The following is a 23,300-nucleotide window of genomic DNA, read 5'->3' as shown; positions in this document are numbered from 1 at the left end:
GCCCACGACTTTGCAGCGCAGCTCGTTGCCGTTGACGCGCAGTGCATCGTTGGCCTTGTCGCCCACGTCGGCATGGCTTTCGGTGCTGGCCTTGACGTAAGTACCGATACCGCCGTTCCACAGCAGATCCACCGGCGCCTTGAGCAAGGCGTTCAGCAGTTCGGTCGGGGTCAGCTTGTCGGCCTTGATGTCGAAGCGTTCTTTCATCTGCGGCGAGATGGCGATGCTCTTCGCGCTGCGCGAGAAGATGCCGCCGCCTTCGGACATGATGCTGGTGTCGTAGTCGGTCCAGGCCGAACGTGGCAGGTCGAACATGCGCTGACGCTCGACGAAGCTGGTGGCCGGGTTCGGGTTCGGATCGATGAAGATGTGCATGTGGTTGAACGCGGCAACCAGTTGCAGCTTGTCGGACATCAACAGGCCGTTACCGAACACGTCACCGGCCATGTCACCCACGCCGACCACGGTGATGCTGTCTTCCTGGACATTGATGCCGCGCTCGCGGAAGTGGCGCTGTACGCCGACCCACGCGCCCTTGGCGGTGATGCCCATTTTCTTGTGGTCGTAACCGGCGGAACCACCGGAGGCGAATGCGTCGCCCAGCCAGAAACCGTAGTCGATGGCGATGCCGTTGGCGATGTCGGAGAAGGTCGCAGTGCCCTTGTCCGCGGCCACCACCAGGTACGGGTCATCGTCGTCATGACGCACGACGTTGGCCGGCGGCACCAGCGCGCCGTCTTTCAAGTTGTCGGTGATGTCCAGCAGACCGGAGATGAAGATGCGGTAGCAGGCGATGCCCTCGGCCGCGATCTCGTCACGGCTGCCGCCCAGTGGCAGGCGACGCGGCAGGAAGCCGCCCTTCGCGCCCACCGGCACGATGACCGAGTTCTTCACTTGCTGGGCTTTTACCAGGCCGAGGACTTCGGTACGGAAGTCTTCTTCACGGTCGGACCAGCGCAGACCACCGCGAGCAACGTTGCCGAAGCGCAGGTGCACGCCTTCGACGCGTGGCGAGTAAACGAAGATTTCGAACTTCGGTACTGGCTTCGGCAGCTCAGGGATTGCGTGCGGGTTGAACTTGAAGCTGAAGTACGACTTGTTCTGGCCGTTGGCATCAGTCTGATAGAAGTTGGTCCGCAGGGTGGCTTTGATCAGGTCCAGGTAACGACGCAGGATGCGGTCTTCGTTGAGCACCTGAACGTCGTCCAGTGCGGTCAGAATCGCCTGTTCCAGACGCTGTTGCTTGTCTTCCAGATCATCGCTACCCAGCTTGCGCGCCAGGTAGAAACGGGTCTTGAACAACCGGGTCAGCTCGCGAGCGATGTCGGTGTGGTTGTTCAGGGTGCTGGCGATGTAACCCAGGTCGAAGCCCAGACGAATCTGCTTCAGGTAACGGGCGTAAGCGCGCAGCAGCGCCACGTCGCGCCATGGCAGACCGGCAGTCAGCACCAGACGGTTGAACGCATCGTTCTCGGCGTCGCCACGGACGATGTGGACGAACGCGTCCTGCAGGGTGTCGTTGAGTTGCTGGATGTCGAGGTCCAGGCCTTCCGCCGCGGTGAACGCGAAGTCGTGAATCCAGAACTCGCGGCCATTGGTGTGACGCAGACGGTACGGGAACTCACCCAGCACGCGCAGGCCAAGGTTTTCCAGAATCGGCAACACGTCGGACAGCGCCAGCGGGGTGTCGGCGTGGTACAGCTTGCAATGCAGCTCGCGCTGACCGGAAACCTGGCCCAGCGGCTGATAGAAGCTCATCACCAGCGGATTTTTTTCGTTCAGGCTCAGCAGGTGCTGCATGTCGACCACGGCCGAATGCGCCGCGAAACGCTCGCGGTAACCGGCCGGGAAGCCTTTCGGGAAGTCCGCCAGCACGTTGGTGCCGTGGGCTTCGCCGAAGCTTTCTACGGTCAGGGCGGCGTAGTCGTCCTGCCAGCTGCGGCAGGCCTGTACCACTTCTTTTTCCAGCAGCAGCGGGTCGATGTCGAGGCGGTTCTTCGGATCGACACGCAGGATCAGCTGCACGCGAGCCAGTACGGACTCGGAGAAGAAGGTCCAGAACTCGCAGTCGGTGGCCTTCAGGCGCTCCATCAGCACTTGCTGGATCTTCTGGCGCACTTCGGTGGAATAGATGTCGCGCGGCACGTAGGCCAGGCAGTAGCAGAAGCGACCGTACGGGTCTTTGCGCAGGAACACGCGGATCTTGTTGCGTTCCTGGATCTGCACGATCGACATCACGGTGCTGAACAGTTCGTCGACCGGGGTCTGGAACAGGTCATCACGCGGCAGCACTTCAAGCACCTGCGCCAGTTCCTTGCCCAGGTGAGCCTTGGACTGGAAGCCGGAACGGCGTTCGATTTCTTCGACCTTGCGGCGGATGAACGGGATGACCCGCACGCTCTCGCCATACACCGAGGAGGTGTACAGGCCCATGAAGCGGTGTTCCTTGATGACGTTGCCGTCGGCGTCGATTTCACGGATCGACACGTAGTCCGGGTAGGCCGGACGGTGGACACGGCTCGGGTGCGCAGCCTTGGCGAACGACAGCAGGGTCGGTTCGCGCAGGTAGTTCACCGCGTAATCTTCGATGTGTCGGTCTTCGTTGGTCAGACCGGTGCGCAGCAGTTTGGTCAGACCGAGGAAGGAATTCTGGTCGTATTCGATGTGGCCGCCATCGGCCTGATCGACAACGGTGAACTCTTCGTAGCCGAGGAAGGTGAAGTGGTTGCCCACCAGCCATTCCAGGAAGCTCTTGATTTCGGTCTTTTCGTCGGCGTCGACGGCGAATGCGCTGTTATCGAGCTTGGTGAGGATCTCCTGCACCTTGGCCTTCATCGGCTCGAAATCAGCGACCGCGACGCGCACTTCACCGAGCACCTGCTCCAGCTCTTTGCTCAGCACATTCAGTTCGGCCGCGTTGGCGCAGCGGTCGATTTCCAGGTACATCAGCGACTCGTGCAGCACGCCTTCGCCGGTGCTGCCCTTGGGCAGGATTTCCAGCAGCTCGCCCTTGCTGCCACGACGCACGCTGAGCACGGTGGTCTGCAGGGTGTGGATGCTGTAGCCGCGGCGGTTCAGCTCGGTGCGGACCGAGTCGACGAGGAACGGCAGGTCGTGGTGCAGCACTTCGACCGCGGTGTGGGTCGACTGCCAGCCATGACGCTCGTAATCGGGGTTGTAGACGCGCACTTGTGGTTGCGCGTGATCGAAGCGCTCAAGCAGGCGCCACGCGGAAAGAGTACAGCCAGCGAGGTCGGAGAGGCGACGTTGGGTCAGCTCGTCCAGGGAAATGATGCCGAAGAATTGTTCAGCGAACAGCGCCACTTGTGGCAGTGCCTGTTCACTGATGTGCTGCGCCAGTGCCGCTTGCAGTTGGTGCTGGAAGTCGGCTTTGCTGGCTGCGGTGAAGAACGCCATCTGTGGTACTCCGCTTAAGCTTGTTATTGATGGAAAGCGTCGCGTGCAACACCCCTTGCGGGGCTTGTGTCGCCCTGTTACTGATTCTCGGGCAGAGGAAACAGGGGGACAGGTGGGTGAAGCTGGACGAGACACTCAGGTCACATTCACCTTCCATTGAATGGCATCTGCAAAAACGACTGTCGGGGCTGCCGACAATGTCTTTACGGGTGCTCATCCGTTGCGCAGCTTAATGGGTGCGACAATGTGTCTGCTTGCGGTGCTGCGACATATTCGGTCATTGGCACGTAAACCAACGCTTTGGCAACGGTAAACACTAGCATTCATGGCGGAAAACGGCGGCTTGAATGCCCGTATTTACGGTACATCTGTGCCAGAAGTGACCATTGACCTGCGTCGCGTTCACGACACATCCTCTGACACTCTCACATGCAGAAATTCCCGAGGGCTGGCAGAATCGCGCCCAATTGCGACCAACACGCCCGTCGAGGCAGGAATTCCCGATGCAAATGACCACCGCCCTACTGATCGTCAACCCGTGCGACGACGAAGAAGACAACATGGCCATGCTCTGCTGCCACAGCGACAAGGGCGAAATGTTTCTGATGAGCCGTTATCCGGATGAGGATGAGCTGGAAATCACCCTGGATGGCGAGCCTTCGACCCTCGACGGGGTGAAAGTCACCCTGAGCAAAACGCTGCTGAAGATCGAGATTGCGGCGGCAGATGCCGATGCGCTGAATGGGGATGACGTGCTGGAGATCACCTTCAACCCGGACATGGTGGATCTGCCTGAAGTTGAAGAAACCCTGAAGAATATTCTGGATGGCACCGGGACCTATATCAGCCAGATTTGAGGGTGCCTGAGCCGGCCTCTTCGCTGGCAAGCCAGCTCCCACAGGGACCGATGTGTTCCATAAATCGCATTCGCACCGCTGATACCTGTGGGAGCTGGCTTGCCAGCGATGGGGCCAGAACTGCCACCGCAACACTCCCCCGCTACAAAATTCCAACAAATCCCCCGGTCATTTCCCGCACTTTGCGCAAAATGCCGTTAGTCGCCACCCCCCTCGATGGATTAAAGTAACGCCCCCAGCCCCGGCGTTATCCGAACGCCTGGGGCCACCCTTTCCAGGAACAGTCACCGATGGAACATCGTGAAGCGCTGCTGGCGCTGCGAACCTTTCTTTCAACGCAGATTCTCGGCCAGGAAAAACTCATCGAGCGCTTGCTCATCGCCCTGCTCGCCGACGGCCACATGCTGGTCGAGGGCGCTCCGGGTCTGGCCAAGACCAAAGCGATCAAAGAACTCGCCGAGGGCATCGAAGCCCAGTTCCATCGCATCCAGTTCACCCCGGACCTGCTGCCGGCCGACATCACCGGCACCGAGATCTATCGCCCGGAAACCGGCAGTTTCGTGTTCCAGCAAGGGCCGATCTTCCACAACCTGGTACTGGCCGACGAAATCAACCGCGCGCCGGCCAAGGTGCAATCGGCGCTGCTCGAAGCCATGGCCGAGCGTCAGGTCAGCGTCGGGCGCAGCACTTACGAGCTGTCGCCACTGTTTCTGGTGATGGCCACGCAGAACCCGATCGAGCAGGAAGGCACCTACCCGCTGCCGGAAGCCCAGCTCGACCGTTTCCTGATGCACGTCAAGATCGGTTTCCCGGATGCCGCCGTCGAACGCCGGATCCTCCAGCAGGCCCGCGGCGAAGCGCTCAACGGCGAAACCAAACCCGAACGCCGGGTCAGCCAGCAGGCGATCTTCGCCGCCCGCAAGGAAATCCTCGGTCTGTACATGGCCGACGCCGTAGAGGAATACCTGGTGCAATTGGTCATGGCCACGCGCACCCCGGCCAAGTTCGACCCGGAAATGGCCGAGTGGATCGCCTATGGCGCCAGCCCGCGCGGCTCCATCGCCCTTGACCGCTGCGCCCGGGCCCACGCGTGGCTCGCCGGGCGCGACTTCGTCAGCCCGGAAGACATTCAGGCGGTGCTGTTCGACGTGTTGCGTCACCGCATCATTCTGTCGTTTGAAGCCGAAGCCGCCGGCATCGATCAGGATCGGGTGGTGCAGCGGATTCTCGACGTCGTAGCCGTCGCTTGACCCCCATGAACGCCCCCCTGCCGTCCGAACCGGGCATCCGCATCAGCCTCACCGACCTGATCGAGATGCGCCACCGTGTGCGCGAAGTGCAGCTGTTTTCCACGCCGAGCCAGCGCAGCCCGCTGATCGGCCTGCATCACTCGAAATTCCGCGGGCGCGGCGTCGACTTCGATCAGGTGCGGGTCTATCAGGCCGGCGACGACGTGCGCACCATCGACTGGCGCGTGACCGCACGCACTCAGGAGCCGCACACCAAGCTGTTCCATGAGGAACGCGAGCGGCCGATTTTCATCATGGTCGAGCAAAGCACGCGGCTGTTTTTCGGTTCCGGGCTGATGTTCAAATCAGTGCTGGCGGCACAAGCGGCGGCGCTGATCGGCTGGGCCGCGCTGGGCCATAACGATCGGGTCGGCGGGCTGGTGTTCGGCGACAACGAGCATTACGAAATCAAGCCGCGCCGCAGCAAACAAAGCCTGCTGCAGTTGCTCAACCGTCTGGTGAAGGTCAATCAGTCGTTGCACAGCGAACGCGAGCCGGACCGTGACGCCCTCGGCGTGGCGCTGCGTCGGGCGCGTGAGGTGCTGCGCCCGGGCAGTCTGGTGATCGTGATCTGCGATGAACGTGCGCTGTCCGACAGCGCCGAGCAGCAACTGAGCCTGCTGTCGCGCCATTGCGACCTGCTGATGCTGCCGCTGTCCGATCCACTGGACCACGCCCTGCCCGCCGCCGGACTTTTAAGGTTCGCGGAAAGAGGCGCACAACTGGAACTCGATACCCTGAACTTCGAACTGCGCCAAAGCTATCGCGCCCAGGCCGAAGCCCGTATCGCCCGCTGGGAATTGCTCGCGCAGAAACTGCGAGTGCTGCTGATGCCGCTGAGCACGCAAAGCGAGATGGTCGAGCAGATGCGCGAGTTCCTCAATCCGCAACGCCCGGGGAGCAGTCGATGAACGGCCTCGAGCAATTGCAACCGCTGATTTCCCCACCGCCCATCGACTTCTGGCCACCGGCGCCGGGCTGGTGGCTGCTGCTGTTATTGCTGCCGCTGCTCGGGTTCGCGGTGTGGCGCTTGCGCCGGTTCATTCCGATCAGGAAACGCCCGATCGTGCGCGCCGAACAGCCGCTGGACCCTGTGCGCATCGCCGCACTGGCCGAACTGGCACAAATGCCCAAACCCTACGACGGCGCGCCGGCCGGGGCCTGGCTGCAGCAGCTCAACGGCCTGCTCAAACGTTTGTGCCGCAACCACTACCCCTACAGCCAGAGCCATACGCTCAATGGCCGCAAATGGCTGGCATTTCTCGACAACCGCTGCCCGGCCGCCGGCCTGACACGCTGGATGGTGCTGGTCGAAGGCGCCTACAAACCCGAATGCAAACTCGACGACAAAGCCATCGCCGGCCTGACCCAAGCCGTTGAAACCTGGATTCGCAAGCATGTTTGAATTCGCCTGGCCGTGGATCTTCGTGCTGTTGCCGCTGCCGTGGCTGATGCGTCTGGTGTTGCCGGTGGCCGACAGCGGCGAGCCGGCGTTGCGCGTGAGTTTTCTCTCAGACCTCGAAGGCCTCGCCCGTCGCCGTGCCCGCGCCAACCTGCCGGCATGGCGTCAGCAGGCGCCGTTCCTGCTGCTGTGGCTATTGCTGCTGACCGCCGCCGCGCGCCCGCAATGGCTTGGCGAGCCGTTGCCGATTGCCGCCAGCGGCCGCGATCTGCTGGTGGCGGTGGACGTGTCCGGTTCGATGGATTTCCCCGACATGCAGTGGCAGGACGAAGACGTCAGTCGCTTGTCGCTGGTTCAGCATCTGCTCGGAGACTTCCTTGAAAGCCGCGACGGCGACCGGGTTGGCCTGATCCTGTTCGGCAGTCAGGCCTATCTGCAAGCGCCGCTGACCTTTGACCGTCACACCGTGCGCGTCTGGCTCGATGAAGCGCGGATCGGCATTGCCGGCAAGAACACCGCCATCGGTGATGCAATCGGCCTGGCGCTGAAACGCCTGCGCATGCGTCCCGCGCAAAGTCGGGTATTGATTCTGGTCACCGACGGCGCCAATAACGGTGGCGAAATCGATCCGCTGACCGCAGCAAAACTGGCCGCCAGCGAAGGGGTGAAAATCTACCCGATCGGCATCGGCGCGGACCCGGAGGACAGTGGCAGCACCGGCCTGCTCGGGGTCAATCCGAGCCTGGACCTCGACGAGCCGGCGCTCAAGGCGATTGCCGCAGCCACCGGCGGCCAATACTTCCGCGCCCGCGATGGCAAAGAGCTGCAAGCGATCAGGGAGACCCTCGACCAGCTCGAACCGGTGACCCAGCAACCGACCCAGGCGCGCCCGGCGCAAGCCTTGTATCAGTGGCCGCTGGCATTGGCCCTGTTGCTGAGCCTGTTGCTGGTCGCCCGCGACTTGTGGCCGGACAACCCGCTGCAACGCCTGTTCACCAAGGAGCTGTATCTGCAAAGTCCGTTGCCCGACTGGCGTGAGCGTCTTAAACGCCTGCGTCTGCGGAGGCGCCGATGATCGCGCTCTGGCCGCACTGGTTCCGCCCCTGGTGGCTGCTGCTCCTGCCGCTGCTGGGCTGGCTGATCTGGCAACTCTGGCACCGGCAGAAACGTGCTGGACGCTGGCAGATGATTCTGCCGCCGGCGTTCCATTCGACGCTGCTCAGCGGTGGCAGCGGGCGCGACAGCAAGCTGCCGTGGATCGCCCTCGGCGTGGCGTGGCTGTTGACCCTCGTCGCCCTTCTCGGGCCGAGCTGGGAACGGGTCGAACAGACCAGCCAGAAACCCGCCGACCCGCTGGTGGTGGTGCTGGAGCTGACCCCGGAAATGCTCGCCACCGACTCACCGCCGACCCGACTGGAGCAGGCGCGGCGCAAGCTGTTCGACCTGTTGCAGGTACGCAGCGATGCGCAGACGGCGATCGTTGTCTACGCTGGCAGCGCGCACACGCTGGTACCGCTGTCGGATGACCTGGCGACCAGCCGCAATCTGCTCGATGCGCTCAAGCCGTCGCTGATGCCGGAAAACGGCCACCGTGCCGACCTCGGGGTCAGTAAAGCATTGGCCTTGCTCAAGCAAGGTGCCCTCGGCCAGGGGCGGATTCTGCTGATCGGTTCCTCGCTGACCGAAGAGGAACGTCAAGGCATCCGCCACGCCCTCGGCCAGCAATCGGCGCAACTGCTGATGCTCGGCATCGGCACGGCTGAAGGCGCACCGATTGCCCAGGAGGACGGCAGCTTCCTCAAGGACGAACAAGGCGCGATCCGCGTGCCGCAACTCGACAGTCCGGGCCTCGGTGCCTTCCTCAATAGCGTTGGCGGCGAGTACCACAGTGCGCGTCTGGACGAGTCCGACTTGCGCGCCCTCGGCCTGCTCGATGGTCCGCGCAGCCTGCGCAACGATGGTCAGACCGTGCGCCTCGACACCTGGGCCGATCAGGGTTACTGGCTGTTGTTGCCGCTGTTGCTGCTGGCTGCCTGCGCCGGGCGACGTGGCTGGTTGTTCTGCCTGCCATTGCTGCTGTGCCTGCCGCAGCCGAGCTACGCGTTTGACTTCGAAGACCTGTGGCTACGCCCTGACCAGCAGGGTCTGCACTTGCTCAAGCAGAAGCGTCCGGCCGAGGCCGCCGAACACTTTGCAGATCACCAGTGGCAAGGGGTGGCGTTGTACGAGGCCGGCGATTACAGTGGCGCCGCTCAGCGTTTCGCCGAAGGTAGTGATGCCCGCGCCCACTACAATCGTGGCAACGCGCTGGCGAAAAGCGGTGAGCTGGAAGCGGCTATCGATGCCTATGAGCAGGCGCTGGAACTGCAACCGGACTTGCGCCCGGCACTGACCAACAAGGCCCTGGTGGAGAATCTGCTCAAGCAGAAGAACACCCCGCCACCGACAGAACCGCAGCCACAACCGGCTCAGCCGAACGTGCCCGGCGATGAAACGCCACCGGCGACCGCACCGCCACCGGCAGTCAACAGCGAGACCCCGAGCGAGGCCCAGCCCGGCGAGTCGGCCAGCGAACCACCGCCGACCACCCCGCCGCAACCGGGACCCAACGAAGTGCCGGGCACTGATGAGGCAGAGGAAACGGACACCGTGCCGACGCTGCGCCCGAGCGAGGACAACCTCCAGGGCGAACAGCGTCAGGCGCTGGAACAATGGCTGGGCAAGATCCCGGACGATCCGGGGGAATTGCTGCGACGCAAATTCTGGTACGAACAGCAACAACATCAGGATCAGGAAAAAACTCGATGACCCGTTTCACCGCTCTCTTGCTGCCCCTGCTGCTCTGCACGGCCACCGCCCAGGCGGCCGAGCTGACGGCCAGCGTGGATCGCAGTCGCCTGAACTCCGGCGAGACGGTCGAACTCACCCTCGAAACCAGCGACGTCACCCAGTTCGGCAAACCCGACCTGACCCCGCTGGAGCCTTTGTTCGAGGTGCGCGGCACGCGCCAGGTCAACCAGTTGAACACCCTTAATGGCGACAACCGCGCCACCACGCGCTGGATCATCACCCTGCTGCCGAAAGAGAACGGCAGCGTGGTCATTCCGCCGCTGCAACTGGGTGATGTGCAGAGCCAGCCGATCACCGTGCAGGTGGTCGAGAGCGATACCCATGAAGACAAGAACAGCCTTGATCCGGTGTTCATTGAAGCCAGTCTCGACCAGACCAGCGTCTATGTGCAGGCCCAGGTGATCCTGACCCTGCGCATCTACCATTCGGTGTCGCTGTACGACGACAGCAGCCTGACCCCGCTGCAGATCGCCGACGCGCGCATCGAGCAACTGGGCGACACGCGCACCTACGAAAAAGACATCAACGGCGTGCGTCACGGCGTGATCGAGATGCGCTATGCGATCTATCCGCAGCACAGCGGTTTGCTGACCATTGCCCCGCAGACGTTCAGTGCCACGCTGGTCGATACGCAACCGGCGCCGGACGCCACAGCGCAAGGGCCCAAACCTGGCAAGCTGATGCGTGTCACGTCTTCCGAGATCGCACTGACAGTCAAACCGAAACCGCTGACCTACCCCGCCGATGCGCCGTGGCTGCCGGCGCGCAGCCTTAGCCTGAGCGAAAGCTGGAACCCGGAGCCGGAACACACCCAGGTTGGCGATTCCCTGACCCGCAGCCTGACGTTGAAAGTCGAAGGCCTGGCCAGCTCGCAACTCCCGGCACTGCCCGCCACTGAAGCCAGCGGCCTGCGCCGCTACCCGGATCAGCCGGTGTTGAACAATCAGTCCGGTGACCGGGGCCTGATCGGCAGCCGTGAAGAGCGCGAAGCACTGGTGCCCAGCCGTAGCGGTGCGATTGAATTACCGACCGTCGACGTGATCTGGTGGAACACCTTCGAAGATCACCTGGAACACACCAGCCTGCCGGCGCGCACCCTGCAAGTGGCGAACAACCCGAGCCTGCAAGTCGACACCCCGGCCGGCACCCTGCAAGTGAACGCCGCCGATAACGACGTGTTGTGGTGGTGGAAACTCAGCACGCTGATCCTCGCTTGCACCACCCTGCTCGGCTTCGGCCTGTGGTGGCGTGCACGCTGGCAACCGGCGGTGCATCGTGCCGCACAGACCGGGCCGAGCCCGCGCACCTTGCTGGACGACATCAAACGGGCGTGCCAGGCCAATGATCCGCAAGCGACGCGTCAGGCACTGGATGCGTGGGCGCGACAACAGCCGGAAACCCTGGCAGAGATGGCGGCGCGCTTCGTGCCGCTTTCCGACGCCCTCGACGGCCTCAACGGCGCGCTGTACAGCGAGACCGGGCAGCATTGGCAGGGTGAGGATCTGTGGCGGGCGATCCGCACGATTCCGGCGGCTGAGCGGGTGCAGGATCCGGTGGGTGACAGCGGGTTGCCGCCGCTTTATCCGAAGTAAAAAGCAAAAGATCGCAGCCTGCGGCAGCTCCTACAGGGGGGACATTATTCCCTGTAGGAGCTGCCGCAGGCTGCGATCTTTTGATGTTGAATGGTCGATCCAATCGACCTTCAAACGATATTTGACCTGACCACTTAAAGTAGAAAAAACTTCCGCACAGTTTCCATATCCGACTGGATAATTTTCAACTCCTCGTCATCGACATCTGCCTCGATCAGGCTCTCAACGCTGCATTTGCTGTAGGTCTGCGCCAAAATCCCCAACATATCACTCGTGTATGGATCTTCTTTTGACAGCTGCATGCCGCGGCGAAGTCCTTCCATGTAAATGGCGGTTTGAAGAATCGCATTCGGACCGGGCGCATCTTTGCGCATCAAGAGTTCCAGATCATCCTGAGCATAGGCAAAAGCTTGCTCCGGACGAAGCCCAAGCTCATCCATCGCATGAAAATAAAGCCCTTTAACCATTCCTCTGGCCTGATTGAACAAGCTTTCTACTCGCATCTCCATTCTCCAGCAATTTCAAACCGCATCGGTATGAAGCGGAAAGGATTTCAAGTTGCGACCACCAGGTCTGTCTCCATTTACCACTGAAAAAATGCACTTCAAACTTCTAAACAAATAAAATCAAGTGCAACCTTCAACTTCCTTCGTGCCCTTTTCGATAATTTATTATCATTATAACTTTCAATCGATCGCACTTCGACCAAAGGGCCATCTGGCATTGTTTTGGCTGAACGCGGAACTTCAATAATTGCTACCCGACCGACATCAATAAGTACCCGATAAATATCCTCGGCCTGTTCGGGAATCCAGTCCAAGATGAACGCAACATTAACTTCTGGAAACTTCTCCTGCATTATGCTCAACAGCGCAGAATTTTCCTCCCCGGAAAACAGTGCCTCCCTGGCCCTGAGCAGCTCCCTTTTAATTCCCTCATCAAAAATCATTCAAGCACTCCCGGAAACGCTGCAACCAAGTTCCCAAATTTGTCGGTTATTACGGCCACTATAGATGTGCCTTTACCATCATTGAACTTGTCTGCCCCAATCTCTCTACCAACATTAACTTCTCGGACACCTAAGGAGCAGACTACAACTCTTTAAACGTGGCCCATCCCATTATCCTCACTCAACCCTATCAAGCATCTTCATCAGATTAGAAGCATCCTTCAACAACTCTGAATCGTCACAAAAATCCTTTAATTCAGCCAAAGCAGTTTTTACCTGAATAGCTGCACCTGTGCTCTCTCGCCAATGAACTTCGTTCAGACCTGCAAGTGCAACAACCAATTCGCCGTCATATCTGTCACCAGCGAGAACATCATCACTCAATAAAGCCACAGCGACGGGAAGCACATATCGAGTAAACAACTCTTGTCTCAAAGCGCGACAAATATCACCTACAGCCAATTCATTTATAGGGACGTCGCGCACCGAAACATACCATTCATCCAACGAACAACCGTCTTTGTTAGCGATGTCTAAAAAAGGCAATTTTTCCAAATCGTAAAACTTCATCTTCCATCCCTGTAATTCCTAAGGAACAGACCACGTTTAGACCCCGCACTGCGATCATCCGGACTCAAACGACTAACTTACTTCCTTTATATAGGAAGAAAACTGCCCACCCCCTTGATCCACATGCAGCCGCCCGCATTGCTGGCATCGATAAACCGTCACAGCCCCTTGGTCTATCGTTTCGTAGAACTCGTCCTCAGACAGCCAACGATTTGATAGCGCACAGCCAATTTCATCTATCTTCTGCTCAGCGACTAAAGACAACTCAGAATCGGACGTACCCGAAGACAGGTTAATTACATGACCGCAGACACAGGCAAATTTTGGCATGACTGAAGCATCCATTTTCTGTCCAGCTTTGTCTTATGGCCATTTTATAAGCCCAGCCTCATCGGAAACTGTTTGTAGCTTTCTAAAACCCGCAAAGCGTACCGTACTCGCCACAAATGATATCAATATAATGGCCAAACACCAGATTACCTCTGTCTGGCGTCACCGTTACGCCCAGCCACGCCATAGCCCGACCAGCCCTCGCGCCGCAATTATCTGTAAACTCCCCCCTCTTTAGCCGCCCATCATTTTCCTGCGGCCATCACCTCTTTAATTGTTGCGGAGTCCACCTTGCGTCTGTTCCACACCTCCGACTGGCACCTTGGGCAAAACCTGCACGGTCAGGAGCGCGATTTCGAGCATGCGTGCTTTCTCGAATGGCTGCTGCGCCAACTGCAACTGGCGCAGCCGGATGTGCTGCTGATTGCCGGGGACATCTTTGACACGGTCAATCCGCCGGTCAAAGCCCAGGAACGCCTCTACGATTTCATCGTCAGCGCCCACGAACAGCAACCGTTGCTGACCATCGTGATGATTGCCGGCAACCACGATTCCGGCTCGCGCATCGAACTGCCGGCGCCATTGATGCGCCGTTTGCGCACCCACGCGCTGGGCCGGGTGTTGTGGCTGGACGACGGTCAGCTCGACGCCGAACGGCTGCTGCTGCCACTGCCGAATGCTGAAGGCGAGATCGCCGCGTGGTGCCTGGCGCTGCCGTTCCTGCGCCCGGCGGAAGTGACCGGTGCGCATCTGGGCGACGACTATCTGCGCGGCATTGGCCAGGTGCATGAATGGCTGATCGAAGCAGCTAATGCCAAGCGCAAACCCGGCCAGGCGCTGGTCGCCATCAGCCACGCGCACATGGCCGGCGGCTCGGTCTCGGAAGACTCCGAGCGCAGCCTGATCATCGGCAATGCCGAGGCGCTGCCCGCCAGCCTGTTCGGGCCGAGCATCAGTTACGTCGCCCTCGGCCATTTGCACAAGCCGCAGAAGGTCAACGGTGAAGAGCGGATTCGCTACAGCGGCTCGCCGATTCCGCTGTCGTTCTCGGAGATCGGCTATCAGCATCAGATTCTCGACATCACCCTCGATGGCGAAACCCTGGTCAGCGTCGAGCCAAAACTGATCCCGCGCTCGGTCAACCTGCAACGCATCGGCCCGGCACCGTTGGCCGACATCCTGCTGCAATTGGCCGACCTGCCGAATATCGATCTGCTCGCCGAAACCCAGCGCCAGCCATGGCTGGAAGTGCGCGTGACCCTCGACGAACCGCAGCCGGATCTGCGCCATCAAGTTGAAGGCGCGCTGCAAGGCAAAGCCGTGCGCCTGGTGCGCATCGCCGCTGAATACGCCGGCAACCGTGGCGCTGACGGTGCAGAGGACGGCACCGCACTGATCGAACTCGACCAACTCACCCCGCAGGAGTTGTTCAGCCGCGCCTGGCTCGACAACTATGGCAACGAGGTCGATGAGCAGACGCTCAAGGACTTCGCCGAACTGCTGCAGGACGTACAGATGGAGGGCGAGCAGCCATGAAGATTCTCGCCATTCGCTTGAAGAACCTCGCCTCGCTGGCCGGGCCGTTCGAAATCGATTTCACCGCCGAACCGCTGGCCAGTGCCGGGCTGTTCGCGATCACCGGGCCGACCGGTGCGGGTAAAAGTACCCTGCTCGACGCGTTGTGCCTGGCGCTGTTCGGTGCGGTGCCGCGCCTGAACAACACCGGTCGCGATGCCAAGGTGCCGGACGCCGACGGCGAAATCGCCACCGGCGACCCGCGCACCTTGCTGCGGCGCGGCACCGGTGAAGGTTATGCCGAGGTGGATTTTGTCGGCGTCGATGGCCGGCGTTATCGCGCGCGTTGGGAAGCCAACCGCGCCCGGGAAAAGGCCGGCGGCAAGTTGCAGGCCAGCCGTCAGAGCCTGCGTGACATCGATCAGGATCAACTGCTCGCCAGTCAGAAAGGCGAGTACAAAGCTCAACTGGAAGCCGCGCTCGGCCTGAACTTCGAGCAGTTCACCCGCGCCGTGCTGCTGGCTCAGAGCGAGTTCAGCGCGTTTCTCAAGGCCGACGACAACGACCGCAGCGAACTGCTGGAAAAGCTCACCGACACCGCGCTCTACACCCGTCTCGGCCGCCGCGCCTTCGACAAGACCAAAGAAGCCCGCGAAGCGCACAAGCTGCTGCAGGATCAGGCTACCGGCGTCACCCCGCTGACGCCCGAGGCACGGGCCGAACTGGACGAGCGTTTCAACGCCGCCCAGCAGCAATTGAAGGTGCAGCAGGCGCAGCTCAAGCAACTGGAACAACAGCACAGCTGGCTCAAGGATTTGCGCCAGTTGCAGGACGCGCAACAAGCCGCCGCCGAGCAACTGCACAGTGCCCAGCAACAGTGGGAAGGTCTGGCCGGCGAACGCTTGAAACTGACGCGTCTGGAACAACTCGCCCCGCAACGCCACCAGTTCGCGCGCAAGACCGAACTCGATGCGCAACTGACGCCGCTGGCGGCACAGATTGCTGCGCACACTCGCCAACACAGCGAACTCGGCGAACGACAGACACAACTGGAACAGACGCTTGAGTCGGCGAAAATCGCCCTCAACGAAGCGCAGCAACGACACAGCGAAAGCGCCCCGCTGCTGCGTCAGGCCTTCGACGAGCAAAGCACCCTCGCCCGCCTCGCCAAGGACACCGCCCTCAGCGCCGACGCCCGACAGTCCGCCGAACTGGCCTGCACACAAGGCCAGAGCGCCATTCAAGCGTTGCAGGCGAAACAGGCCGAAGTCGCTGAACGCCTGCAGAAAATCGGCACTGAGCTGGAACAGAGCGCCCCGCTGGCACCGCTCAGCGATGCGTGGAATGCCTATCGTGATCGCCTGCAACAGCTGATGCTGATCGGCAATCGCCTGAACAAGGGCCAGGCCGAACTGGCGACCCTCGAACAGAACGCCGCACACAGCGCCGAAGCGCTGGCCACGCAAAAGCAGCAACTGGAAGTGCTGTTCAAAGAGGCCGGCGCCGAGCCGGATGCCGTCGCCGAGCAGATCGGCATCCTTGGCAATCTGCTGCAGGACAACCGCAAACAACTGCGCGCCATCGAAGACCTGACGCGGCTCTGGGCCAGTCAGCAGGAGCTGGAAAAACGCGGCGCCGAGCTTCAACGGCGCCTGCTGGATGCGCAGCAAGAGCGCGAACGCCTGACCCAGGACGGGGTGAAAAGCAAAGCCGAACTGACCGTCGCCGAACAAACCCTCAACGTCACCCGTGAACTGCTCGAGCGCCAGCGTCTGGCCCGCAGTGCCAGTGTCGAAGAGTTGCGCGCACAGTTGCAGGACGATCAACCGTGCCCGGTCTGCGGCAGCAACGAGCATCCGTATCATCAGCCGGAAGCGCTGCTGCAAAGCCTCGGCCGTCATGATGAAAGCGAACAGGCCAACGCCCAGCAAGTGGTTGATCAGCTCAAGGAAAAGCTCATCGAGCTGCGCGCCGAAGTTGGTGGCGTGATCGCTCAACAAAAGGAGCTGCTGCAACAACAGGAACAACTGGTCGCGCAGCAACAGGCACTGGCGCCGAGCCTCGACGCCCATCCGCTGTCCGCTCAGTTACTGAATCAGGACGCCGACAAGCGCGACGCCTGGCTGACCCGGCAAAACGATCAACTGAATCAGAGCATCACTCAGGACGAACAACGCCAGAGCGCCCTGCTCACCCTGCAACAGGGTGCGGCGCGCCTGACCCAGCAACTGCGCAACGCCGAAACCGCGCATCAGCAAGCCGCGCAGCACCTGAGCAATCAGCAACGCGAACTGAGCAGCGACCGTCAGCGCCTCGACGAGGAACTGACTGCGTTCGCCAGCCTGTTGCCGGCCGATACGCTTGAAGCCTTGCGCGTTGAACCGGCGGCGACCTTCATGCAACTGGACCGGCAGATTGCCGAGCGTCTGGCGCAGGTCGAGCAGCAGAAGGAAGAACTGACAGAGCAGCAGCAACGCCAGCAGACGCTGGAGAAGGAACAGGATCGCCAGCTCAGCCGCGTGCAGCAATTGCAAAGCGCCGAGCAGCAATTCGGCGTCTTGACCACGCAGCAACAGGCCAGTCAGGAAAAACTCGCGCAACTGCTGGGCGAACACAGCAGCGCCGAGCACTGGCAGCAGCAACTGGAACAGGCCGTGGAACAGGCGCGCAACGCCGAAACCGGCACGGCCGCAGAACTGCAGAACGTGCGCACGCAACGGGTGCAGATCAGTGCCGAACTCAAGGCGCAGCAGGAACGCTTACAGGCACTGCAAAGCGAAGACGACGACCTGACGCAGAAGATCGCCGACTGGCGCGCCCGCCATCCTGAACTGGATGACGGCGGCCTCGAAGACCTGCTGCGCGTCGAAGACGCGCAGCTCGGCGAATTGCGCCAACGCTTGCAGCACAACGAAAAAGCTATCGAACAGGCCAGGGTGCTGCTGCAGGAACGTGATCAGCGCCTGGCCGATCATCAAGCGCAACACAACGGCAATCTCGATGCCGAACAACTCGCCAGCGCCCTCGCCGACCTGCAGAACCAGTTCAACCTCAGCGAGCAACAATGCGCCGAACTGCGCGCCGAGCAGGCTGAAGATCAGCGCCGGCAAAACGCCAATCAGGCACTCGCCCAGCAGATCGCCGATGCCTATGCCGAGTACCAGCGCTGGGCGCGTTTGAATGCGTTGATCGGCTCGGCCACCGGCGACACCTTCCGCAAAATCGCCCAAGCCTACAACCTCGACCTGCTGGTGCATCACGCCAACGTGCAGTTGCGCCAACTGGTCAAGCGCTATCGCCTCAAACGCGGCGGCAGCATGCTCGGCCTGCTGGTGATGGACACCGAGATGGGCGACGAACTGCGTTCGGTGCATTCGCTGTCCGGTGGCGAGACGTTCCTGGTGTCGCTGGCTCTGGCACTGGGCCTGGCCTCGATGGCGTCGAGCACGCTGAAAATCGAGTCGCTGTTCATCGACGAAGGCTTCGGCAGCCTCGACCCGGAATCCCTGCAATTGGCGATGGATGCCCTCGACGGCTTGCAGGCGCAGGGGCGCAAGGTCGCGGTGATTTCCCACGTGCAGGAAATGCACGAGCGGATTCCGGTGCAGATTCAGGTGCAGCGTCAGGGCAACGGTTTGAGCACGCTGGAGGTGAAATGAACACGCTGTACTCGTTCCGCCGCTGCCCGTACGCTATGCGCGCGCGGATGGCCCTGCGTTATTCGGGCGTGCCGGTAGAGATCGTCGAGGTCAGCCTCAAAGCCAAACCGGCGGAGATGCTGGCGATCTCGCCCAAGGGCACGGTGCCGGTGCTGGATGCCGATGGCCGGGTGATCGATGAGAGCCTGGAAATCATGCGCTGGGCGCTGGCGCAGAACGATCCGGACAATTGGCTGCTCGGCGGTGATTCACGAATTGCCGAATTGATCGAAGCCAATGATCAAGTGTTCAAAGTGCATTTGAACCGCTACAAGTACGCCGAGCGCTATCCCGAGCAGCCGATGGAGGTTTATCGGGCCGAGGGCGCGGTGTTCTTGCAGAGCCTGAATGAGTTGCTGACGGGGCGCGATTACTTGCTGACCGAGCATCCCAGCCTGGCGGATATCGCCCTGCTGCCGTTCGTTCGGCAGTTTGCGCATGTGGATCGCGAGTGGTTTGCGCAGACGCCTTATGTGCAATTGCAGGCGTGGCTGCAGCGCTTCCTCGAATCCGACCTCTTCACTTCCATCATGAAGAAATAACTTCCCTGTAGGAGCTGCCGAAGGCTGCGATCTTTTGATTTTTGTTTTTCAAGATCAAGATCAAAAGATCGCAGCCTGCGGCAGCTCCTACAGGGAATTGTGTTTCAGGCCAGCGCGTTGCACATGCCCAGAGCCATGCAATCCACTTCAAACGGCCCGAGAAAATCGACTTCGGCCTTGATCGGCGGATTGCCGGCCAGCAACCCTTGGGAGTTGGCCCGTTCGATGTTGTGCGCGATGCTGTGATTGGCCTCTATGGCCCGCGCCAGCGCACCGACCGAACCTTGGCCGAAGCCGAGTAACGCCGCGCCATTGGTCATCAGGGCCAGACCGGCGATGACCCAGAGTCTGTAGCCTTTCATGCGCCGCCCACTCCCGCGAGGTCAGCACGATCAACTAGCGCGTCTGCGCGGTGTTCGAACTGGATGCCGGGGTGTGCGACCTGGATCGGTGCATCGAAGCTGTGTTGCGTCTGCGAAGCGATGCTGACAAACAGCACCAGCGCCAGGTACAGACCGATGGCCAGATAGGCGCCGCGCTTGGCTGAGGTAATGATTGAACTGGCCATGATGTGCTCCGTGGGCATGTTTCAGTGCCGTCAGGATCAATCAAAGAAGCGGCGGTAACCACTCAGGGTTTGCCATAGTAAACATCAGCCTGGTTGATTATTTAGCCGGTCTATCTCGGCGTTGAAGAAAACCTATCAAAACGTTCAACACACAAACGTTTAGGAGCTGCCGAAGGCTGCGATCTTTTGACGTTGAAGATCAAAAGATCGCAGCCTTCGGCAGCTCCTACAGGGAGTGGTGCCAAATCGGACTTTCAGTGTTGGGCTTTGTGATCCAGCGCGGCGTAGAAGTTGGCGCTCTGTTGCAGGTATTTCTGGGTGTAGCTCTGGGTGTGGGATTTTTTGCTGGCGATTTCGACGTTGGCACTGGCTGGCAGCGCAACGGTAGCGGAAATGGCGGAAGCGGCGATAACAGAGAAGAGATTGAAGTTCATGGCGGTAACCCTCGTGTTCGGTTGGCTTGCTTGCCCGGTTGGGCCGTGAAGCAAACTTAACGCTCGAGTGTTGATCGCTTGAAATGCTTTGTAGCATTACCGGATATCAGCGCGATTAATACAAAGAGACAGGCCCCGTAAACCGGGGCCTGTGGCTTATTGTCGCAGCAGAAATTTCAGGTCGCTGGGTGCGTCCATCGGCAGTTTTTGCACGGTTTTGCCGAGCAGACCGGTCTTGGCGTCGCGCTCGACGACGACAATTTCGTTGCTCTTCTGGTTGGCGATCAGCAGAAACTTGCCGCTCGGGTCGAGGCTGAACTCACGTGGGTGATCGCCTTCAACCGAGCGTTTTTGCAGCTCTTTGAGCTGCCCGGTCGCCGGATCGATGCTGAACACCACCAACTGATTGGCGGTGCCGCGGTTGCTGACGTAGAGGAACTTGCCGTCGGCAGACGCGTGCAGCGCTGCGCCGGCCTTGTCCGAAGTCGGCTGACCGGCGGCCAGATCGACCAGTTGCGTCTGGGTCAGCACGCCGTCGTTGTAGTCGAACACCGCGACCTGCGCGCTCATTTCCATGGTCAGCCAGGCGTGCTTGCCGTCCGCGCTGAACAGCAAGTGACGTGGGCCGCTACCGGCCGGCAGGCTCACCGACGCGGTTTTCGCCGGGGTCAGCGGCAAATCCGGGTTGGCTTTCGGGTCGAATCGGTAGATGAAGACCTTGTCCGCACCCAGATCATTGGAGAACACATAGCGACCATCCGGCGAGGACACCGTCGAGTGCACATGGTTGGACGCCTGGCGTTCGGGATTGACCCGGCTCGCCGGGTGCGCGCTCATCTGCACCACCGGTTTGAGCTTGCCATCGGCACCGACCGGCAACACCGCCAGCGTGCCGCCCGGATCTTCCATCACCGAATAGTTGCTGACGAACAGATGGCTGGCATCACCGCTGAGGCTCGAATGGGTCGGCTCGTTGCCCAGGCTCTGCACTTGATTGATCAAGGTCAGGGCGTGGGTCTTGGGATCGATCGAATAGCTGCTGACGCGGCCCACCGGATCTTTCTGGCCGGGGCCGTTTTCATTGACCACGAACAGCCGATGCTGGTCTTTGGACAGGGTCAGCCACGACGGGTTTTCGCTCTTGATCACTTGCAGCGGCCTGGCGGCGATCTGGCCGGTGGCGCTGTCGAAATTCATTCGATAGATGCCCTGGCTGGTGCCGGCGGTGTAGGAGCCGACCAGCAATTGATAAGTCTCGGCGCTGGCACTGGACAGGCCCATCGCACCGACGCTGCCGGCCATCAGCAGTGGCCAGAATTTACGCATGTTCATTGATCATCTTCCTCGTCGTCGCTGCTGCTGACTACATCACCGAGGCAAACCAGACGGTGTTCGCCGGTGGTCTTGGTGTCGCTGGCATAGCCAATGATCAGCCAGCTCTGCAGATCTTCATCAAACGTCGCCGCCGCAACCTGCGCCGGGGTGAACTCCCAATGCCTGGCCGTACGGCCGTCGATGCATTCGATGTACAGGTTGTCGTCTTCGTCGAGGGCGAATTCGAAGGCGTGCAGGCCGTCGATTTCGACCATGCCGCAGTGTTCGAGGGCGTTGAGAAGGGTTTGGGCAGTCATGGCAAACAGTCTTTCTTAGGGGGAAAGGGCCAATGATAGCTCATGGCACCCCGATCCCCCTGTAGGAGCTGCCGAAGGCTGCGATCTTTTGATCTTGTTTTTTAAAATCAAAGTCAAAAGATCGCAGCCTTCGGCAGCTCCTACAGGGTTTGTGGGTTAGAGGGCTTCGCGTGACGACTTGCCGTCTACCAGGCGCTGGATGCGCAACGGGTTGGCGTTTTTCAGCGGTTCCGGCAGCAAGAAATCCGGGTAATTCTGGAAACACACCGGGCGCAGGAAGCGATCAATCGCCAGCGTCCCCACCGAGGTGCCGCGCGCATCGGATGTCGCCGGATACGGCCCGCCATGCACCATCGCATCACACACCTCGACCCCGGTCGGATAACCGTTGAGCAGGATCCGCCCGACCTTTTGTTCCAGCAACGGCGTCAGTTCCGGGAAGCGTTCGAAGTCGGCCTGCTCGCCGATAATGGTCGCCGTCAGTTGCCCGTGCAGGCCGTGTAATGCCGCGCTCAGTTGCGCCTTGTCCGTCACTTCGACGATCACCGTGGTCGGGCCGAACACTTCTTCCTGCAGCACTTCATCACCGTTGATCAACAGACTGACATCGGCCTTGAACAATTGCGGCTGCGCCTGATTACCCTGCTGCGGCTGGCCCGCCAAGTGCTCGATCCCGGAATGCGTCAAGAGTTTCTGCAGGCCTTTGCCATAGCTGCCGAGGGTGCCGGCGTTGAGCATGGTCTGCGCCGGTTGGTCGCCAATCAGCCCGGCGATTTGCTGGACGAAGGCGCTGAACTGCGGCGAGCGAATACCGATGACCAAACCCGGATTGGTGCAGAACTGACCACAGCCCTGCACCACCGAGGCGGTCAGGTCGCGAGCGATGGTTTCCGAGCGCTCAGCCAGGGCTTGCGGCAGAACGATCACCGGGTTGATGCTCGACATCTCGGCAAACACCGGGATCGGTTGCGGCCGCGCCGCGGCCATGTCGCAGAGTGCGCGCCCGCCCTTGAGCGAACCGGTAAAACCCACTGCCTGAATCGCCGGATGCTTGACCAGCCATTCGCCAACGCCACCGCCGTAGATCATGTTGAACACACCGGCCGGCATCGCGGTTTTTTCCGCCGCGCGAATCAGTGCATCGGCGACCCGTTCAGCGGTTGCCATATGACCCGAGTGCGCCTTGAACACCACCGGGCAACCGGCGGCCAGCGCCGCAGCGGTATCGCCGCCGGCGGTGGAGAACGCCAGAGGGAAGTTGCTCGCACCGAACACCGCCACCGGGCCGAGGCCGATGCGGTATTGGCGCAGATCCGGACGCGGCAACGGCTGGCGATCCGGTAACGGCAAATCGATTCGCGCGCCGTAGAAATCACCGCGCCGCAGAACTTTGGCGAACAGGCGCATCTGCCCGCTGGTGCGCCCGCGCTCACCCTGAATTCGCCCTGCCGGCAGCGCGGTTTCGCGGCAGACCAGCGCAACGAACTCATCACCCAAGGCATCCAGTTCATCGGCAATCGCCTCGAGAAACTGTGCACGGCGTTCGGCGCTGAGGCTGCGGTAAGCGGGATACGCGGCGGCGGCGGCTTTGGCGGCGGCATCGACTTCGGCTTCAGTCGCTTGAATGAAATCGTACGGCAGCTGTTCGCCAGTAGT

General features: G+C 60.9%; 20 protein-coding genes. 10 read left to right on the top strand and 10 right to left on the bottom strand.

The window, feature by feature from the left end; all coding sequences use genetic code 11:
* Positions 1-3,417: NAD-glutamate dehydrogenase (locus DBR18_RS12880; RefSeq protein WP_256588691.1), on the bottom strand; the 3,417-nt coding region annotated here is incomplete at its 3' end.
* A 503-nt stretch (positions 3,418-3,920) separates the two neighbouring features.
* Here DBR18_RS12880 and DBR18_RS12875 point away from each other — a divergent pair.
* The 7 genes from DBR18_RS12875 (at position 3,921) to DBR18_RS12845 (ending at position 11,407) form a co-directional block, all read left to right on the top strand.
* Positions 3,921-4,274, top strand: coding sequence for a hypothetical protein (locus tag DBR18_RS12875; RefSeq protein ID WP_108590588.1), 354 nt, complete (start codon positions 3,921-3,923; stop codon positions 4,272-4,274).
* Positions 4,275-4,564: 290 nt separating this feature from the next.
* Positions 4,565-5,524, top strand: a complete 960-nt coding sequence (locus DBR18_RS12870; RefSeq protein ID WP_003218556.1) for a MoxR family ATPase — start codon at positions 4,565-4,567, stop codon at positions 5,522-5,524.
* Between the two features lie 5 nt (positions 5,525-5,529).
* Positions 5,530-6,474, top strand: a complete 945-nt coding sequence (locus tag DBR18_RS12865) for a DUF58 domain-containing protein (RefSeq protein ID WP_108590587.1) — start codon at positions 5,530-5,532, stop codon at positions 6,472-6,474.
* Positions 6,471-6,968 (top strand): DUF4381 domain-containing protein, encoded by a 498-nt coding sequence (locus tag DBR18_RS12860; RefSeq protein ID WP_108590586.1) that lies wholly within the window; start codon positions 6,471-6,473, stop codon positions 6,966-6,968. Before DBR18_RS12865 ends, DBR18_RS12860 begins: the two co-directional genes overlap by 4 nt.
* Complete coding sequence (locus DBR18_RS12855; RefSeq protein ID WP_108590585.1) at positions 6,961-8,040, top strand: VWA domain-containing protein; 1,080 nt, start codon at positions 6,961-6,963, stop codon at positions 8,038-8,040. The genes DBR18_RS12860 and DBR18_RS12855 overlap by 8 nt, the downstream gene beginning before the upstream one ends.
* The gene (locus DBR18_RS12850; RefSeq protein ID WP_108590584.1) at positions 8,037-9,773 is read left to right on the top strand and encodes a tetratricopeptide repeat protein; all 1,737 of its coding nucleotides are present in this window, start codon (positions 8,037-8,039) and stop codon (positions 9,771-9,773) included. The genes DBR18_RS12855 and DBR18_RS12850 overlap by 4 nt, the downstream gene beginning before the upstream one ends.
* A complete protein-coding gene (locus tag DBR18_RS12845; RefSeq protein ID WP_108590583.1) occupies positions 9,770-11,407 on the top strand; it encodes a BatD family protein in 1,638 nt (545 codons plus the stop codon). The genes DBR18_RS12850 and DBR18_RS12845 overlap by 4 nt, the downstream gene beginning before the upstream one ends.
* 134 nt (positions 11,408-11,541) lie before the next feature.
* Here the strand turns inward: DBR18_RS12845 and DBR18_RS12840 are convergent, their stop codons facing one another.
* The 3 genes from DBR18_RS12840 to DBR18_RS12830 all read right to left on the bottom strand — a co-directional run bounded on the left by DBR18_RS12840 (position 11,542) and on the right by DBR18_RS12830 (position 12,926).
* Positions 11,542-11,910 (bottom strand): hypothetical protein, encoded by a 369-nt coding sequence (locus tag DBR18_RS12840; protein ID WP_108590582.1) that lies wholly within the window; start codon positions 11,908-11,910, stop codon positions 11,542-11,544.
* Between the two features lie 101 nt (positions 11,911-12,011).
* Positions 12,012-12,356, bottom strand: a complete 345-nt coding sequence (locus tag DBR18_RS12835) for a hypothetical protein (protein WP_108590581.1) — start codon at positions 12,354-12,356, stop codon at positions 12,012-12,014.
* 177 nt (positions 12,357-12,533) lie between these two features.
* Positions 12,534-12,926 (bottom strand): contact-dependent growth inhibition system immunity protein, encoded by a 393-nt coding sequence (locus DBR18_RS12830; protein ID WP_108590580.1) that lies wholly within the window; start codon positions 12,924-12,926, stop codon positions 12,534-12,536.
* A gap of 621 nt (positions 12,927-13,547) precedes the next feature.
* Here DBR18_RS12830 and DBR18_RS12820 point away from each other — a divergent pair.
* From DBR18_RS12820 to DBR18_RS12810, 3 genes are read left to right on the top strand one after another with little or no spacing between them, the layout of a single operon-like run.
* Positions 13,548-14,792, top strand: coding sequence for an exonuclease SbcCD subunit D C-terminal domain-containing protein (locus DBR18_RS12820; RefSeq protein WP_108590579.1), 1,245 nt, complete (start codon positions 13,548-13,550; stop codon positions 14,790-14,792).
* Positions 14,789-18,430 (top strand): AAA family ATPase, encoded by a 3,642-nt coding sequence (locus DBR18_RS12815; protein WP_108590578.1) that lies wholly within the window; start codon positions 14,789-14,791, stop codon positions 18,428-18,430. Before DBR18_RS12820 ends, DBR18_RS12815 begins: the two co-directional genes overlap by 4 nt.
* A complete protein-coding gene (locus DBR18_RS12810) occupies positions 18,427-19,011 on the top strand; it encodes a glutathione S-transferase (RefSeq protein ID WP_108590577.1) in 585 nt (194 codons plus the stop codon). The genes DBR18_RS12815 and DBR18_RS12810 overlap by 4 nt, the downstream gene beginning before the upstream one ends.
* Positions 19,012-19,115: 104 nt before the next feature.
* On the opposite strand, the gene DBR18_RS12805 is transcribed toward DBR18_RS12810, so the two are convergent.
* From DBR18_RS12805 to DBR18_RS12770, 6 genes are all read right to left on the bottom strand, one after another.
* The gene (locus DBR18_RS12805; protein ID WP_047598405.1) at positions 19,116-19,373 is read right to left on the bottom strand and encodes a hypothetical protein; all 258 of its coding nucleotides are present in this window, start codon (positions 19,371-19,373) and stop codon (positions 19,116-19,118) included.
* Entirely contained in the window at positions 19,370-19,579 is a 210-nt protein-coding gene (locus tag DBR18_RS12800; protein WP_108590576.1) for a hypothetical protein, read from the bottom strand. Before DBR18_RS12800 ends, DBR18_RS12805 begins: the two co-directional genes overlap by 4 nt.
* Positions 19,580-19,833: 254 nt before the next feature.
* Positions 19,834-20,013 (bottom strand): hypothetical protein, encoded by a 180-nt coding sequence (locus tag DBR18_RS12790; protein WP_041062495.1) that lies wholly within the window; start codon positions 20,011-20,013, stop codon positions 19,834-19,836.
* Positions 20,014-20,169: 156 nt separating this feature from the next.
* Positions 20,170-21,345: a lactonase family protein gene (locus tag DBR18_RS12785; protein ID WP_108590575.1), complete on the bottom strand. Its 1,176-nt coding sequence runs from the start codon at positions 21,343-21,345 to the stop codon at positions 20,170-20,172.
* Complete coding sequence (locus DBR18_RS12780; RefSeq protein WP_108590574.1) at positions 21,342-21,644, bottom strand: DUF5629 family protein; 303 nt, start codon at positions 21,642-21,644, stop codon at positions 21,342-21,344. Before DBR18_RS12780 ends, DBR18_RS12785 begins: the two co-directional genes overlap by 4 nt.
* A gap of 156 nt (positions 21,645-21,800) precedes the next feature.
* Positions 21,801-23,300, bottom strand: a 1,500-nt coding sequence (locus DBR18_RS12770) for an aldehyde dehydrogenase (NADP(+)) (protein WP_256588690.1), incomplete at its 5' end; no start/stop codon positions are given.

The organism is Pseudomonas sp. HMWF021 (genome assembly GCF_003061005.1).
Taxonomy (GTDB): Bacteria; Pseudomonadota; Gammaproteobacteria; order Pseudomonadales; family Pseudomonadaceae; genus Aquipseudomonas.
This window is presented reverse-complemented; position numbering and strand designations above follow the sequence as displayed.

Coding starts and splice junctions, on each gene's coding strand:
- DBR18_RS12780 (WP_108590574.1), bottom strand. CDS start 21,644: ATGACTGCCCAAACCCTTCTCAACGCCCTCGAACACTGCGGCATGGTC.
- DBR18_RS12875 (WP_108590588.1), top strand. CDS start 3,921: ATGCAAATGACCACCGCCCTACTGATCGTCAACCCGTGCGACGACGAA.
- DBR18_RS12860 (WP_108590586.1), top strand. CDS start 6,471: ATGAACGGCCTCGAGCAATTGCAACCGCTGATTTCCCCACCGCCCATC.
- DBR18_RS12785 (WP_108590575.1), bottom strand. CDS start 21,345: ATGAACATGCGTAAATTCTGGCCACTGCTGATGGCCGGCAGCGTCGGT.
- DBR18_RS12865 (WP_108590587.1), top strand. CDS start 5,530: ATGAACGCCCCCCTGCCGTCCGAACCGGGCATCCGCATCAGCCTCACC.
- DBR18_RS12800 (WP_108590576.1), bottom strand. CDS start 19,579: ATGGCCAGTTCAATCATTACCTCAGCCAAGCGCGGCGCCTATCTGGCC.
- DBR18_RS12845 (WP_108590583.1), top strand. CDS start 9,770: ATGACCCGTTTCACCGCTCTCTTGCTGCCCCTGCTGCTCTGCACGGCC.
- DBR18_RS12840 (WP_108590582.1), bottom strand. CDS start 11,910: ATGCGAGTAGAAAGCTTGTTCAATCAGGCCAGAGGAATGGTTAAAGGG.
- DBR18_RS12790 (WP_041062495.1), bottom strand. CDS start 20,013: ATGAACTTCAATCTCTTCTCTGTTATCGCCGCTTCCGCCATTTCCGCT.
- DBR18_RS12815 (WP_108590578.1), top strand. CDS start 14,789: ATGAAGATTCTCGCCATTCGCTTGAAGAACCTCGCCTCGCTGGCCGGG.
- DBR18_RS12835 (WP_108590581.1), bottom strand. CDS start 12,356: ATGATTTTTGATGAGGGAATTAAAAGGGAGCTGCTCAGGGCCAGGGAG.
- DBR18_RS12850 (WP_108590584.1), top strand. CDS start 8,037: ATGATCGCGCTCTGGCCGCACTGGTTCCGCCCCTGGTGGCTGCTGCTC.
- DBR18_RS12830 (WP_108590580.1), bottom strand. CDS start 12,926: ATGAAGTTTTACGATTTGGAAAAATTGCCTTTTTTAGACATCGCTAAC.
- DBR18_RS12805 (WP_047598405.1), bottom strand. CDS start 19,373: ATGAAAGGCTACAGACTCTGGGTCATCGCCGGTCTGGCCCTGATGACC.
- DBR18_RS12870 (WP_003218556.1), top strand. CDS start 4,565: ATGGAACATCGTGAAGCGCTGCTGGCGCTGCGAACCTTTCTTTCAACG.
- DBR18_RS12810 (WP_108590577.1), top strand. CDS start 18,427: ATGAACACGCTGTACTCGTTCCGCCGCTGCCCGTACGCTATGCGCGCG.
- DBR18_RS12855 (WP_108590585.1), top strand. CDS start 6,961: ATGTTTGAATTCGCCTGGCCGTGGATCTTCGTGCTGTTGCCGCTGCCG.